The organism is Streptomyces sp. NPDC101132 (genome assembly GCF_044759225.1).
Classification (GTDB): Bacteria; Actinomycetota; Actinomycetes; order Streptomycetales; family Streptomycetaceae; genus Streptomyces.
The window spans coordinates 24,837-39,711 of record NZ_JBIVYX010000001.1 but is presented as its reverse complement, the minus strand read 5'-3'; the positions used below and the strand labels follow the sequence as shown (position 1 = coordinate 39,711).

The 14,875-nt window shown below is 73.7% G+C and carries 12 protein-coding genes and 1 pseudogene; 9 read left to right on the top strand and 4 right to left on the bottom strand.

Features of this window, described 5'->3' with window-relative positions:
- Positions 1-36: 36 nt before the first annotated feature.
- The 3 genes from ACIQUR_RS00185 to ACIQUR_RS00175 form a co-directional block, all read right to left on the bottom strand.
- Positions 37-1,515, bottom strand: coding sequence for a sugar transferase (locus ACIQUR_RS00185; protein ID WP_403656044.1), 1,479 nt, complete (start codon positions 1,513-1,515; stop codon positions 37-39).
- 1,182 nt (positions 1,516-2,697) lie between these two features.
- Complete coding sequence (locus ACIQUR_RS00180) at positions 2,698-3,051, bottom strand: STAS domain-containing protein (protein ID WP_403656041.1); 354 nt, start codon at positions 3,049-3,051, stop codon at positions 2,698-2,700.
- Positions 3,052-3,057: 6 nt separating this feature from the next.
- Positions 3,058-3,498 carry a DUF2267 domain-containing protein gene (locus tag ACIQUR_RS00175; RefSeq protein WP_403656038.1) on the bottom strand — a complete coding sequence of 147 codons (441 nt, stop codon included), beginning with the start codon at positions 3,496-3,498 and terminating at the stop codon, positions 3,058-3,060.
- A 246-nt stretch (positions 3,499-3,744) separates the two neighbouring features.
- On the opposite strand from ACIQUR_RS00175, the gene ACIQUR_RS00170 reads away from it, so the two are divergent.
- From ACIQUR_RS00170 to ACIQUR_RS00140, 7 genes are all read left to right on the top strand, one after another.
- A complete protein-coding gene (locus ACIQUR_RS00170; RefSeq protein WP_403656035.1) occupies positions 3,745-4,428 on the top strand; it encodes a hypothetical protein in 684 nt (227 codons plus the stop codon).
- 101 nt (positions 4,429-4,529) lie between these two features.
- Entirely contained in the window at positions 4,530-5,153 is a 624-nt protein-coding gene (locus ACIQUR_RS00165) for a hemerythrin domain-containing protein (protein WP_403656032.1), read from the top strand.
- A 292-nt stretch (positions 5,154-5,445) separates the two neighbouring features.
- On the top strand, positions 5,446-7,743 hold the full coding sequence (locus tag ACIQUR_RS00160) for a LamG-like jellyroll fold domain-containing protein (RefSeq protein WP_403656029.1): 2,298 nt from the start codon (positions 5,446-5,448) through the stop codon (positions 7,741-7,743).
- A gap of 436 nt (positions 7,744-8,179) precedes the next feature.
- The gene (locus ACIQUR_RS00155) at positions 8,180-8,782 is read left to right on the top strand and encodes a CAP domain-containing protein (protein WP_403656026.1); all 603 of its coding nucleotides are present in this window, start codon (positions 8,180-8,182) and stop codon (positions 8,780-8,782) included.
- Between the two features lie 154 nt (positions 8,783-8,936).
- Positions 8,937-10,613 carry an FAD-dependent oxidoreductase gene (locus ACIQUR_RS00150; protein ID WP_403656023.1) on the top strand — a complete coding sequence of 559 codons (1,677 nt, stop codon included), beginning with the start codon at positions 8,937-8,939 and terminating at the stop codon, positions 10,611-10,613.
- A 10-nt stretch (positions 10,614-10,623) separates the two neighbouring features.
- Positions 10,624-12,174, top strand: a complete 1,551-nt coding sequence (locus ACIQUR_RS00145) for an ATP-binding protein (protein WP_403656020.1) — start codon at positions 10,624-10,626, stop codon at positions 12,172-12,174.
- Positions 12,171-12,578: a UBP-type zinc finger domain-containing protein gene (locus ACIQUR_RS00140; protein WP_403656017.1), complete on the top strand. Its 408-nt coding sequence runs from the start codon at positions 12,171-12,173 to the stop codon at positions 12,576-12,578. Before ACIQUR_RS00145 ends, ACIQUR_RS00140 begins: the two co-directional genes overlap by 4 nt.
- 46 nt (positions 12,579-12,624) lie before the next feature.
- On the opposite strand, the gene ACIQUR_RS00135 is transcribed toward ACIQUR_RS00140, so the two are convergent.
- Positions 12,625-13,887 (bottom strand): MFS transporter, encoded by a 1,263-nt coding sequence (locus ACIQUR_RS00135; RefSeq protein WP_403656014.1) that lies wholly within the window; start codon positions 13,885-13,887, stop codon positions 12,625-12,627.
- 115 nt (positions 13,888-14,002) lie between these two features.
- On the opposite strand from ACIQUR_RS00135, the gene ACIQUR_RS00130 reads away from it, so the two are divergent.
- Positions 14,003-14,362 (top strand): ArsR/SmtB family transcription factor, encoded by a 360-nt coding sequence (locus ACIQUR_RS00130; RefSeq protein ID WP_403656011.1) that lies wholly within the window; start codon positions 14,003-14,005, stop codon positions 14,360-14,362.
- 46 nt (positions 14,363-14,408) lie between these two features.
- Positions 14,409-14,875 (top strand): annotated as a pseudogene (locus ACIQUR_RS00125) (TIGR03557 family F420-dependent LLM class oxidoreductase); the annotation flags it as partial.

Genomic DNA, 14,875 nt, shown 5'->3' with positions numbered 1-14,875 from the left:
CCGTCCGCCAGCTGACCGGACTGCACGCTCCGCGCATCAGTAGGCCCCCTGCCCCTGAAGCACCGCACGCAAGGTCTTCCACAAGATCACCGTGTCCAGGGCGAGCGACCAGTCCTCGACGTACCTGAGGTCCAGCCGCACCGCCTCCTCCCACGGCAGGTCACTGCGGCCGCTGACCTGCCACAGCCCGGTGAGGCCGGGCTTGACCAGCAGCCGGCGCCGGATGTCCGGGCCGTAGGCGGCGGACTCCTCCGGCAGCGGGGGCCGCGGACCGACGAGCGACATCGATCCGGTGAGTACGTTGAACAGCTGCGGGAGTTCGTCCAGCGAGTACCGGCGCAGCCGTGCTCCCACCCGGGTCACCCGCGGGTCCCGGCGGAGTTTGAACAGCAGGCCCGCGCCCTCGTTGAGGTCTTCGAGCCCGGCACGGGCCCGGTCGGCTCCGGCGACCATGGTGCGGAACTTGACCATCATGAAGGGGCGGCCGTCCTTGCCGATCCTGCGCTGGCGGTAGAACACGCCGCCCCGGCTGTCGAGCGCCACGAGGAGCCCGACGAAGGCCATCACGGGCGCGAACAGCAGCAGCAGGAAGGCGGCGCCGAGCCGGTCGACGACCTCCTTGACCGCCCGGGGCCCTCCGCTGAACGTCGGCATGCTGACCCGCAGCAGCGGGATCCCGAGCACGGCGTCGACGTGCAGGCGGGGGCCGGCCACCTCCATCAGCACGGGGGCCACGACCATTTCGGCGTCGCCGCCCTCGAGGTTCCAGGCGAGTCGTCGCAGGTGCTCGGGCGTCCAGTGGGGGTCGGGGGTGACGGCGACGACCCGGTAGCCGTCGCGGTGCACGTGGCCGGCGACGTCCGTCAGCCGGCCGACGACCGGCACGCCGTCGAGGCGGTCACCGTCGGTGCCGAGCCCGTCCGGGGTGCAGACGGCGTCGATCCGCCAGCCGAGGTGCGGGTACTTGCGCACCCGGGTGATCAGGTCGTGCACGGTGGCCGGGCTGCCGGCGGCGAGTACGGGTCTCAGGCACCGGCCTTCCTGACGCTGCCTGTGCAGCCGGAGGCGCAGTACGTACCGCGTGGTCATGGTGACGAGTGCGAGCGCGGGGATCGCGACGAACACCCAGAGCTTGATGGGGCGTGAGGTGAGGGCGATCCCGCCGAGTGCCAGCAGGACGGCGGTGGTGAAGAGGGAGCGGCCCAGCCGGCGGAACTCCTCGGCGCCCTGGCCGAGTACGGCCGGCGCCCACGAGCGGCCCACCGCGAGCGCTCCCAGCAGCAGGAGCTCGGTGGCGACCGCGAGGGTTCCCCACTGCTCGTGCCAGTGGGTGGCCTCCCGGTCTCCCAGGGAGGCGCCGATGGCGGCCACCACCAGGGCGGTGGCCAGGGTGTCGCCGACCACGACGGTCCGGCGGTACTGCTGTTCCCAGTCGCTCGCGGGCCGGTTGTATGTCCCGTTCCCCAGCCGCCCGCGCGCAGCCGGAAACGGGCTGGCTAATTCCCTCTGCTGCACAGGACCCCCCCAGGTCGCCAGTGCTCCGGCGGTGTCGCCTCGCACTGTTTCTCGCACGGGAGATCCCCACCTCCCGCGAATGGCATACCGGCTATTGCAGCTATTGCGGCCCTACGTGAAACCCATCCGAGCGGCAGCGGACCCGCATGTTCTACCAGAGTCCCGTCGGACCAGGGAACCCGGTGAATTCCGGATGCTCCCGTGCGCCCCCCTCGGGCCCCCGGGATGATCGTCAAGAGATGGTCGGCTCGTCTCCAGGCGTCTGAAGCAGTGGTCAATCTAGACCATCGCGGCCCGTCTGGAGAGTGAATGTGTGCAACTTGCGGTCAAGTTGCGAAGACTGATCCACAAACCGGTTCCCGGTGCGGGTGCCGTGACCGGGGTGACAGGCCATGTGACCTGTGACGAAGGGGATTTGAGAGGGCCGCCGGACCGTCCCCCGGGGGCGGCCGGAACGGCCCGCCGCCGGCGCCGCGGACGGCTTCCGGGGCCCCGCCGGCCCCTGTTGAGCGGTCGCCGCGGGTGAACGCTCCGGCGTGCGCGCCCCCGTGCGCCCGCCGGGGCGCCGGGTGCTCCGCCGGCGCGGCGCGGCCCCGTCCGGACGGGGCCGCCGAGCGGGGCCGGAAGCCGGAATCCGACTCCCGGCGACGGCCCCTGTTCCGTATCACCGGAATTCATTCGAGGGGAATGCGGCAGGGCCTGCGTCGCCCCCGCGTGACGGCCCCGGCGCTCGGGTCGCCGGGGATTCCGGAGCGTGTACGGGGGGTAAAGCCTCGGTAATTCATCCGGCCGGAAATTCGGGCTGTTTACCGCGCGTCCAGGACCCCCTCCGGGAAAGGGCCGCACGGCCGAATTCCGCGATGCGTGGTGAAGCGGCCGCCCTTTCGCCACTCCGCCCCGCCCCCACCCCCGGGGAGCGCCGGGCCGCCGACGGGGCCCCCTCCGCGCCGCCCCCACGAGGGCCCGCACCCGACCTGGCCCCGCGGCCGACCGGCGTGCGGAGCGCCGAGCACCTGACCGCCCGCCTGCGCCCCACGCCCGTGGGCTCCAGGTGAGCGCGTCGGCCCCGAGCGCCCCCGCCGTGCAGGTGCCGGTCGTGCGAGCCCCGGCCCCGGCGCGTCCTCCGGCCCCGGCCGGTCCCGCGGCCCCGCCCCGAACCCCGCGCCCGGCCCCGCCCGGCGCTCAGAACGGCGGGGCCGGCCGGATGTCGAACAGGTCCCGGGTGCCCGTCAGGTCCAGCAGCCGCAGGAACTGGTCCATCGGCGCCGCGAGGGACAGCCGGTGGCCGTTCCGGGAGGCGGCGGTGCGGGCGCGGAGGAGGGAGTGCAGGCCGGCGGAGTCGCAGAAGGTGAGGTGGCGCAGGTCGACCACCACCTCGGCGGCCCCGCCCGGGTCCCGGGCCAGCGCCGTGAGGAGCCGGCGGTGGAAGTCCGCGGCGCGCTCGATGTCCATCTCGCCGTGCGGCCGCAGCACCGTCGTGCCGTCCCGGGCCTCGACCTCGATCCGGGCGCCACCGCCTTCGTCGCAGCTGTTCACCTCGGATCAGGCGGTGCGGCCGGGGGCGAGTTCGATCTGCCCGAACAGCAGGGCGTAGCCCCCGGGGAGGGCGCGCAGGATGCGGGCCAGCAGCTCGGGACCGGCCAGCCGGGCGACGACGGACAGCACGGCGCCGGTGTCCCAGCGGGCGGCGGCCGGGCTGGTCCCGGTGCGGGCGGCGAGGTCCTTCACGAAGCCCCAGCCGGTCAGTTCGTCGAGCTCGGGCGGCTGGGCGGTGAAGGCCAGGGCGGCCTCGGCGGGCAGCCGGGCGGCCAGTTCCACCCGCTCCTCACCGGTCAGGCGGCGGCCCAGCGCGCCCAGGACCTGCCGGACGGACTCGGCGGCGCGCGGGGCGTCGGGGTACGCCCCTTCGTACCGCACGGCCTCCAGCAGCTGCTCGTAGGTCATCGCCGGCGCCGTCCGGCGGAGTTCGGCCTGGTCGAACATGGTTCTTCGCTTTCGTGTCAGGAAGGGAAGAGCTGTCGTTGCCCGAAGCGGTGCCGTGCGGTCCGGGCCGGACGGCGGGGGATGCCGGTGCGCTGCGGACAGCACCGTTGTAACATGTCATCGAAACGATGACAATTGGATCCGGCATCCACCGGATGACGCGCCCGGGGGCCGCCGACACGGTCCGCGGCCGAACCGGCGCCCCCGGCCCGTCACCGTGCCGGCCCACGACGCACCGGAGGCCCCGTGACCCCGTCCCGCCCGTCCGACGACGCCAGATCGCCCGGCCCGCCCGCGTCCTTCCTCGCCGCGGTCGCGGCGCTGGGCGCCATCGACCGGGCCCTGGAGGGCGCCCACGGGCGGGGCGCCGACACTCCGGAGGACCCGGAGGCGGCCCTGGCCGCGCTGCTGCTCCTGAGAGAGGTCCGGGAGCGGCTGGCCGGCTGGGAGTCGGGGCTCATCGAGACGGCCCGGGCCGCCGGCGCGAGCTGGGCCGAGCTGGCCGGTCCGCTCGGCGTGGCCAGCCGCCAGGCCGCCGAGCGGCGCTACCTGCGGCTGCGTCCGGGCGCCGAGGGCGCCACCGGTGAGCAGAAGGTCCAGGCCACTCGCGACTACCGCGCCGCGCAGCGCACCGTGAACGCCTGGGCCCGCGACCACGCCGCCGACCTGCGTCAGCTGGCCGGTCTGGTCACCGCCCTGACGGCCGTCGACGACTCCGGCCGGGCCTCGCTCGGGGAGGTCAGGGAGGCCCTCTCGGCCAGCGACCCCGCCGCCCTGGTCGACCCCCTCGCCGCCGCCGAGCCCCACGTACGCACCGGCGACCCGGCGCTCGCGGACCGGATCGGCAGCATGGTCCGGCAGACGCACCGGCTCCGCCGGGACAGCGACCAGCGGCGCCGCGCCGGTACGGACGGACCGGACGGCGCCTGAGGCGACGGGTGGTGCGGACGCGGCGCGTCCGGCCGCATGCCCGGGCCGGTGCGGGGCATGAGCGGAGCGATCCGTTCCGGCTACACGAACAGGAGGCGGCGATGGACGGGATCGTCATGCTGCGGGAAGACCACAAGACGGTCGAGAAGCTGTTCAAGCGGTTCGAGAAGACCGGCGACGAGGACGTCGACGAGCGCCGCGAGATCACCGACGAGGTGATCGGGGAGCTCACCGTCCACGCCTGGATCGAGGAGCAGGTCTTCTACCCGGCCGCGCGGGAGGCCGCTCCCGACACCACCGACCACGTGCTGGAGAGCGTGGAGGAGCACCACGCGGCGGTCTGGATGCTCTCCGAGCTCAAGGACATGGACGCGGCCGACGAGCGGTTCAAGGCCAAGATGACCGTCCTGATGGAGAACGTCCGGCACCACGTCCAGGAGGAAGAGGACGACTGGTTCCCCGAGGTGCGCAAGGCCATGGGACGCAACCGGCTCGTCGAACTCGGCGAGCGGATGGAGGAGGCCAAGGGGGAGGCGCCGCGCGACCCCCTGGAGATCCCCAGCGCCCGGGACGACGTCGTCGGCGACGACGGCACCACGCGGGACGAGGACTCCGCCCGCGACGGGGAATCCACCCGGGACGAGACCTCCGCGCGTGGCGAGGACGCCGACGAACGGGACGGGTCGGAGGACCTGGAGGAGGCCCCCGCCGCCCGGGCCGCCTGAGCCCGCCGCCCCTCGCCGCCGGTCCGGAGCCCAGGCCCGGACCGGCGGCCGCGGCACGTCCGGGCGAAGATTTCGATTCGGTAACGGACCCGCGGCCGAAAGTGGTTCGGATCTGGAGCGTTTTTCCCAACTCGCTTTTCATTCAACATGATTGAGTGAACATCAGGTGTAATCGAAAGGTAACGTTCAGGTATCCCAGCGCCGGTTGCCCTTTGTCTGAATTCTCCCGTGCCTCCCTCTGGCACCCTTTCGCCAACTCCCTCATCGAAACCAGGATCTTCGAGGTACTGAAGTGAGCGAAAGACGTCGCCGCGGGCGCGGAACCAGAGGGCTCACGGCCGCCCTCGTGCTGGCGCTGGCGGGTGCCGGCGCGGGCATCGGACTGGTGGTCACACCACGGGCCTCCGCGGTCACCCCGCCGGTCTCCTTCACCGCCGACAGCCTGCCCACCTGGCAGACCAACGGCATCGTGTGGGCCCTGACCCAGGTGAACGGAACGGTGTTCGCCGGCGGGACCTTCTCCGAGCTCCGGCCGCCGGCCGGTGCGGCCGGCACCCCGCGCGCGGCGGTGAACTTCGCCGCCCTGAACGCCGCGACGGGCGCTCCCACCTCGTGCCGGCTGTCCTTCACGGCCACCAGCGGCACCGCCACCGTGCGCTCCCTCGTCGTCTCCAGGGACAAGAAGACCCTGTACGCGGGTGGCCGGTTCGGCGCCGTGAACGGCGTGAAGGTATCCAACGTGGCCGCGATCGACATAGCCGGCTGCGCCCCGAAGTCGGCCTTCCACCCGAGCTTCTCGGCCACCGTGCGCGCCCTCGCGGTCTCGGACACCACCCTGTACGCCGCCGGCGACTTCAGCACCGTCCAGGGCCAGACCCGCCGCAAGTTCGCCGCGGTCAACGCCTCCACCGGCGCGCTCCGCGCGTTCACCGCGAACGCCGACGAGTCCGGCCGGGCCGTCGAGCTCACCCCGGACGGCAGGAACGTGCTGCTCGGCGGCGACTTCTTCACCGTCAACAACAGCTCCAGCCACGCCCTGGCCGTGGTCGACGCGGTCTCCGGCACGGTCCGCAAGACGTACAACAGCTTCCACCGCCTCTCCGTCGTCATGGACATCGCCACCGACGCGACCGGCTTCTACACCGGCAACCAGGGCAACGGCGGCGGCGTCTTCGACGGGCGCGCGGCCTTCGACCTGGACGGCTTCGGCGAGCGCTGGCGCGACCGCTGCCTCGGCGCCACCCAGAACGTGCTGCCGTACGGCGGGGCGCTCTACATCGCCTCCCACGCGCACAACTGCGCCACGGAGGGCGAGTTCCCGGACGACGGCAAGCGGCGCTACCTGATGGCGCAGCCCACGGCCCACAAGGGCGCCGAGCCCGCTCCGGTGGACGGCTTCGTGCCCGGCCCGCGCAAGCTCGGCTGGTTCCCCGCCGTCAACGGCGGCATCGGCGAGGGCGTCGGGCCCCGGGTGATGACCGTCGCCGCCAAGGACGGCACCGCGTACCTGTGGGTCGGCGGCGAGTTCACCACCGTCAACACCAAGCCCCAGCAGGGTCTGACCCGCTACGCCTCCACCGGCGACGTCGGCAACCCGACCACCCCGGTCGCCAGTGCCGCCGGCGTCGCCCCGGGCGAGGTGCAGGTGCGCTGGCGCACCAGCTTCGACGCCGACGACAGCAGGCTGACGTACCGGATCTACCGCAACGGCGGCAGCACCCCGGTCCACACGATGACCGCCGACTCCCTGGAGTTCGAGCGGCGCCAGGCCTCCTGGACCGACACGGCGGTCACCGCCGGCACCACGTACACCTACCGGGTCACCGCCACCGACGGCGCGGGCAACACGAGCGCCAAGTCGGCCACCGCCTCGGTGACCGTGCCGGTCACCGCCCCGTCCTACCCGGACCGGGTCCGCGCCGACGGCGCGGAGCTGTACTGGCGCTACGACGACACCGTCAGCCCGTACGTGGCCGACTCCTCCAGGGCCGGCAACACCGGCGGCCTCCAGGTCGGCGGCCCGGCCCTGCGCCAGGCGCCCGGCGCGGTGAACGGCACCAGCACGGCCATCGGCTTCAACGGCTCGGGCCAGCAGGTCTACAGCGACCACCGCCAGACGGTGGGCAGCGCGTACAGCCTCGAAACGTGGTTCAGGACCGGCAGCACCCGCGGCGGCAAGCTGATCGGCTTCGGCAGCCACACGACGTGGAACAGCAGCCAGTACGACAAGCAGCTCTACCTGACCGACGGCGGCCGCGTCGTGTTCGGCGTCTACCCGGGCTCGGTCCAGGTCATCGCCTCGCCGTGGCAGGAGGCGTACAACGACAACCAGTGGCACCACGTCGTGGCGACGCAGGGCCCGTCCGGCACGGCGCTGTACGTCGACGGCAAGCTCAAGGCCACCTCCGGCGTCACCGGCCACGGGGAGTTCACGGGCTACTGGCACGTCGGCGGGGACAACCTCGCCGGCTGGCCCGCGCGCCCGAGCAGCGACGCGTTCACCGGCCAGATCGACGAGACGGCCGTCTACCCGAAGGCGCTGACCGCCGCGCAGGTCTGGAACCACTACGGGCTGGCGTCGGTCTCCTGATCCGGGCCGCCCGACGAGCGCGGGGGCCGGCCCTTCCGGCCGGCCCCCGCGGCTCGTCCGGCCGTGACATGGATCACCCGCCCCCTCCGGATCACGGAAGGGTCACGACCGCTCCCGTCGGTGTGAGATGTCGGGATATGGGGATCCAGGGGCCCTTTCTCCCACTCCCGCCGAATGCCCGTCTCGCAGCGCGAGACGACCGGCGTGAAATGCCTTGTCCCAGCGGCATCTGACGTCCCGTGGGCCGTCTCACCCCTTGGTCGCCGCCGTCCTACTGCACGTCGCCGGACGCTTTTCAAGCCGGGTCCGCCGATCCGCACCCGTCGGCAACTGCCCTGACTTGCCAGCCCGTTGCGCCCCTTCCAAGAATGGCGGCCCGCTCGGCGCCCCGGCGGCCCGGGCGCTCACGCTTGGCGAACACCGAACGAGGTCATGCATGCAGAAGCACCGCAGGAAGAGCCAGTACACGAAGATCGCCATCGGCGCCGTCGCGCTCGGCGTGGTGGGCATACCCACCGCCGTCGCGGGCCTGGGCGCGGAGGAGGCGGGCGCCGTGACCCGCGCCGCCGCGACGGCCACGCGTACGGCACCCGAGGCCGGCACCGCCGCGGCCGGCGCGTCCGACGCCGCGGCCCCCGCCGCACCGGCCGCCACGAAGACGTCCACCACCACCGAGCGCGTCGTGGCGCTGGTGAACAAGGAGCGGGCCAAGGCCGGCTGCCGCGCGGTCAAGATCAACGCGAAGCTGACGAAGGCCGCCCGCAACCACAGCAAGGACATGGCGGCCCACCGCACCATGTCGCACACCGGCTCCGACGGCTCCAACCCCGGCGACCGCATCACCCGGACCGGCTACCGCTGGCGCACCTACGGCGAGAACGTCGCCTACGGCTACAGCACCCCCTCCAAGGTCATGGCCGCCTGGATGCGCAGCCCCGGCCACAAGGCGAACATCCTGAACTGCGCCTTCAAGGAGATCGGCGTCGGCGTCGCCCAGCCGGACCCCTACTGGACCCAGGTCTTCGCCACACGCCTCTGACCGGCGCGGACGCCGCCGGGGCCGGGCCCCGGCGGCACCCCGGCCCGGAGGCGGGGCACCCGTACCGAAGCGTTCCCCCGCCATCGAACATACGATGGGCGGGAGCCGGCGCGACCAGCTCGGCGCACCGGCCGGAGCACCAGGGCGGAGCACCATGCCACAGGCCACCGACGCGGCACGGACCGTCATCCTGACGGTGGACGACGATCCCGGGGTCTCCCGCGCCATCGCCCGCGACCTGCGGCGCCGCTACGGCGGCGGCTACCGGATCGTCCGGGCCGAGTCCGGCGGGTCGGCCCTGGACGCGCTGCGCGAGCTCAAGCTGCGCGGCGACCTGGTCGCCGTGATCCTGGCCGACTACCGCATGCCCCAGATGAACGGCATCGAGTTCCTCGAACAGGCCATCGAGGTGTACCCGGGGGCGCGGCGCGTCCTGCTGACCGCCTACGCCGACACCAACGCCGCCATCGACGCGATCAACGTGGTCGACCTCGACCACTACCTCCTCAAACCCTGGGACCCCCCGGAGGAGAAGCTCTACCCCGTCGTGGACGACCTGCTCACCGCCTGGCGCTCCAGCGACCACCGGCCGGTACCCGCCACCAAGGTGGTCGGGCACCGCTGGTCCGCCCACTCCTCGCACGTACGGGAGTTCCTGGCCCGCAACCAGGTGCCGTACCGCTGGTACTCCTCCGACGAGCCCGAGGGCAGACGGCTGCTGGCCGCGGCCGGCGCCGACGGCCACCGGCTCCCCCTGGTGGTCACACCGGACGGCACCGCACTGATCGAGCCCGAGACCCCCGAACTCGCCGCCCGCGTCGGACTCGCGACGACCCCGGCAGCCGAGTTCTACGACCTCGTCGTCATCGGCGGCGGCCCGGCCGGCCTCGGGGCCGCCGTCTACGGAGCCTCCGAAGGACTGCGCACCGTCCTGGTCGAGCGGTCGGCGACCGGCGGCCAGGCCGGCCAGAGCTCCCGCATCGAGAACTACCTCGGCTTCCCGGACGGCGTCTCCGGAGCCCAGCTCACCGACCGGGCCCGCCGCCAGGCGACCCGCTTCGGCGCCGAGATCCTCACCGCCCGCGAGGTCACCGGCCTGGAGGCGCACGGCGCCGCCCGCGTCGTCCGCTTCGCCGACGGCTCGGCCGTAGCCGCGCACAGCGTGATCCTGGCGACCGGGGTCTCGTACCGGCAGCTCACCGTCCCGGGCTGCGACGACCTGACCGGCCGGGGCGTGTACTACGGCTCCTCCCTCACCGAGGCCTCGTCCTGCGAGGGCGAGGATGTGTACGTCGTCGGGGGCGCCAACTCCGCCGGACAGGCCGCGGTGTACCTCGCGCGCGGCGCCAAGTCCGTGACGCTGCTGGTGCGCGGCGCGTCCCTGACGGCATCGATGTCGCACTACCTCGTCCAGCAGATCGAGGAGGCGCCGAACATCACCGTCCGGCCCCGGACCGTCGTGGCGGAGGCCCACGGCACCGACCACCTGGAACGGCTGACCCTGCGGGACGCCGTCACCGGAGCCGGCGAAGTGGCCGAGGCCCACTGGATGTTCGTCTTCATCGGCGCCGCCCCGCTGACCGGCTGGCTGGAGGGCACCGTCCTCCGGGACGAGAACGGCTTCATCCTCGCCGGCCCCGACCTCACCCCGGACGGCCGCCCGCCCGCGACCTGGGAGCTGGACCGGCCCCCCTACCACCTGGAGACCAGCCTCCCCGGCGTCTTCGTGGCCGGCGACGCCCGCGCCCGGTCCGCCAAGCGCGTGGCCTCCGCCGTCGGCGAGGGCGCCATGGCCGTGATGCTCGTCCACCGCTACCTGGAGCAGTCATGAGGACGCCGTCATGAGCACCGAGGTCACGGCCTGCGACCCGACCGAGATCGCCACCCTCTTCCTCTTCGAGGAGCTGTCCCCGGAGCAGCTGGGACGGCTGTGCGCCGAGGGCCGGGTGGAGCGCTTCGACCCCGGGCCCGTCTACACCGAGGGCGAACCGGCCACGTGCTTCTACGTGATGATCGAGGGCACCGTCGTGCTGTACCGCCGGGTGGGCGGCGACGACGTGGAGGTGAGCCGCACCTCGCAGCGCGGCGTGTACGCGGGCGCCATGCAGGCCTACCTGGGCGACCGGGTGCCCCAGACGTACGTCAACTCCATGCGGGTGACCGAGCCCACCCGCTTCTTCGTCCTCCCCGCCCAGTCGTTCGCCGACGTCATGCGCGAGTGGTTCCCGATGGCCGCGCACCTGCTGGAGGGGCTGTTCTTCGGCTCCAAGAACACCCAGCGGGCCATCGGCCAGCGCGAGCGCCTGCTGGCCCTGGGATCGCTCTCCGCCGGCCTCACCCACGAGCTCAACAACCCCGCCGCGGCCGCCGTCCGCGCCACCGCGGCGCTGCGCGAGCGGGTCGGGAAGATGCGGCACAAGCTGGCGCACATCGCGCAGGGCCCGTACTCCCGCGAGACGCTCGCCGACCTCATCGAGATCCAGGAGCGGACCGCCGAACGCGTGGCCAAGGCCCCGGTGCTGAGCCCCCTGGAGGCGTCCGACCGCGAGGACGAGCTGACCGACTGGCTCGACGACCACGGCATCCCCGAGGGCTGGCGGGTCGCGCCCACCTTCGTCCAGGCGGGCCTGGACACCGACTGGCTGGAGCAGGTCGCGGCGGCCGTGGCCGAGGACGTCCTGCCGGGCGCCGTCGGCTGGCTCAACTACACGGTGGAGACCGAACTCCTGATGGACGAGATCGAGGACTCCACCACCCGCATCTCGAACCTGGTGGACGCGGCCAAGCAGTACGCGCAGCTGGACCGCGCCCCGCACCGCGACGTCGACGTCCACGAACTCCTCGACAGCACCCTGCTGATGCTGTCCGGCAAGATCGGCCCCCGGGTGCGGGTGGTGAAGGACTACGACCGCTCGCTGCCCGAGGTGCCGGCCTACCCGGCGGAGCTCAACCAGGTGTGGACCAACCTCATCGACAACGCGGTCGCCGCCATCACGGACGGCGGCGGCGAGGGCACCCTCACGGTCCGCACGGCACGGGACGGCGACCGGCTGCTCGTGGAGTTCCGCGACACGGGGCCCGGAGTGCCCGACGACATCCGCGACCGCATCTTCGACCCCTTCTTCACCACCAAGCCGGTCGGCGAGGGCACCGGGCTCGGCCTCGACATCTCCTGGCGGATCGTGGTCAACAAGCACCGCGGCAGCCTGCACGTCGAGTCGGTGCCGGGCGACACCCGCTTCCAGGTCCTGCTGCCGCTGACCGCCCCCGGCGCCGGAGCCGAAGGCACCGGAGCAGAAGGCGCCGGAGCAGAAGACAGCGGCGCAGAAGGCACCGGAGCGGGAGACACGGGAGCAGAACGCACCGGAGCAGGAACGGAGGAGCCCGCATGACCGGTCTCGACGGCACCGGAGGAACCGACGGGACCCACCCGGCCGACGGGATCGACCCCGCCCACGGGATCGACCCGGCGGTGCCGCCCGGCGGCACCGGGTGCGGCGACTGCGACGCGCTCGGCGGCTGGTGGCTGCACCTGCGGCGGTGCGCCCGGTGCGGGCACATCGGCTGCTGCGACTTCTCGCCGGGGCAGCACGCCACCGCCCACTGGAAGGCCACCGGCCACCCGCTGGTGCAGAGCTTCGAGCCGGGCGAGGCCTGGTACTGGAACTACGACACCGGCGCGCTGTACAAGTCGGGCCCCGCGCTGGCCCCGCCCACCGAGCGCCCCACCGAACAGCCCTCCCCGGGACCGGCCGGCCGGGTCCCGCCCGACTGGCGGGACCGCCTCCACCGCTGAGCACCCGTACCCGCACCCGTACCCGCGCCGGAAGCCCACCGCCGGCTCATCCGCTGAGCACCCGGACCCGCCGGGTCCCGTCCGCGGCCTCCTCCGGTTCCGGCCCGGCCGGCGGCCAGAGCCGCAGCGCGGCCAGGGCGGCCACGGTCGCCACCGCGCCCAGGGCGACGGCCGCGGACCGGAGGCCGGCCACCGCGCCCAGCCAGCCCGCGAGCGGGTAGGTGAGCAGCCAGCAGGCGTGGGACAGCGAGAACTGGGCGGCGAACGCCGGGGCCCGGTCCTCGGGCGGCGCCGCGCGGCGGACCAGCCGGCCGGTCGGGGTCAGCACCGCCGAGCAGGCGGCCCCGAACGCCGTCCAGGTCGCCAGCAGCGCGGGCCAGCGCCAGCCGCCGCCCGCCCCGGTGGTGATCGCCACCAGGGCGGCGAAGACCGGCGGCAGCGCCAGCGCGCCGCCCAGCATGACCGCCCGCTCCGGGACCCGGTCGAGGACCCGGGGCAGCAGCAGGGCCACGGCCATCGAGCCGGCGCCGTACGCCCCGAGCGCGAGCGCGACGTCGCCGGTGCCCCGGCCCAGCCGGTCGCGGGCGTAGACGACGGTGTTGACGGTGACCATCGCGCCGGGTGCGGCGACCGCGAGGTTCAGCCACAGCAGGGCGCGCAGCCGCGGGACGGTGAAGAACAGCCGGCTGCCCGCGATGGCCCTGGCGTACCCGCCCCCCGCGGAGCCGGCCGGCGGCGCGGGCCGGGGCAGCGCGACGGAGACCACGAGGACGGCGGAGGCGAGGAAGCCGCCGACGGTGCCGAGGAAGAGCCGGTCGTAGCTCATGAAGGCGAGCAGCGCGGCGGCGAGCGCCGGGCTGAACAGGCTCTCCAGGTCGTAGGCGAGACGGGACAGGGACAGGGCCCGGGTGTAGTCGCGCTCCTCCGGCAGCACGTCCGGGATGACGGCCTGGAAGGTGGGGGTGAACGCGGCGGAGGCGGCCTGGAGGACGAAGATCAGTACGTAGACCTGCCAGACCTGGTCCACGAACGGCAGGCCGAGCGCGACCCCCGCCCGCAGCAGGTCCGAGCCGGCCATCAGGGCCCGGCGGGGGAGCCGGCCGGCGAAGGCGCCGATCAGGGGCGCGATGCCGACGTAGGCCACCATCTTGATCGCCAGCGCGGTGCCCAGGACCGACCCGGCGCGGGCGCCGGCGAGGTCGTAGGCGAGCAGGCCCAGGGCGACGGTCGCGAGACCGGTGCCGGTCAGGGCGATGACCTGGGCGGCGAACAGGCGCCGGTAGGTGCGGTGGGCCAGGACCGAGAGCATGCGCGGACATCCTTTCCGGACGGGGCGACCGTTCCAGCGTACACATCATGTGCGCATGTGTGCACATGATGTCGGGACGTCCCGGCCGGACGGCCCCGGGTCTTAGGCTGTGCCCATGCCTGCCAGCGAACCGGTCCCTCCTGCGGCCCCTGCGCACCTGCGGACCCCCGACGACGCCCGCCTCGCCGAGGCGGCCGCCGTCTTCGGCCTGCTCTCCGACGCGACCCGGCTGCACCTGCTGTGGCTGCTCGCGCAGCAGGAGTCCGACGTCGGCTCGCTGGCCGACCGCTGCACCGCCTCGCGCACCGCGGTCAGCCAGCACCTGGCCAAGCTCCGCCTGGCCGGCCTGGTCGAGACCCGCCGCGAGGGCCGGTACGTGTACTACCGCCTCCGGGACGGCCATCTGCGCCGGCTGGTCCTGGAAGCCCTCAGCCACGCCGACCACCGGATCACCGGCGAGGCGCCGCACGACTGACCGGCCCCGGGGGTTTCGGGCCCGCCCCAGCGGTGAGACGCCGGGCATGGTGCGAATCGGATACACGATGATGACCGAGCAGGCCGGCCCCCGGGACCTGGTGGAACACGTGGTCGGCGCCGAAAGGGCGGGGTTCGACTTCTCCGTCGTCTCCGACCACTACTTCCCCTGGCTCGAATCCCAGGGGCACGCGCCCTACGCGTGGAGCGTCCTCGGCGCCGCCGCACAGGCCACCGACCGGATCCCGCTCATGACGTACGTGACCTGCCCGACCTTCCGCTACCACCCCGCCGTGGTCGCGCAGAAGGCCGCCACGATGCAGCTCCTCTCCGGTGGCCGCTTCCGGCTCGGCCTCGGCTCCGGCGAGAACCTCAACGAGCACGTCGTGGGGGGGGGGGGGGCCGCCCCCCCCCCCCCGCGGGGGGGGGGGGGGGGGGGGGGCGGGGCGCAGCGCCCCCCGGGGGGCGGCGGAGGCGGGCCCCCACAACGCCCCCCCCGCCCCCCCCTGCACCC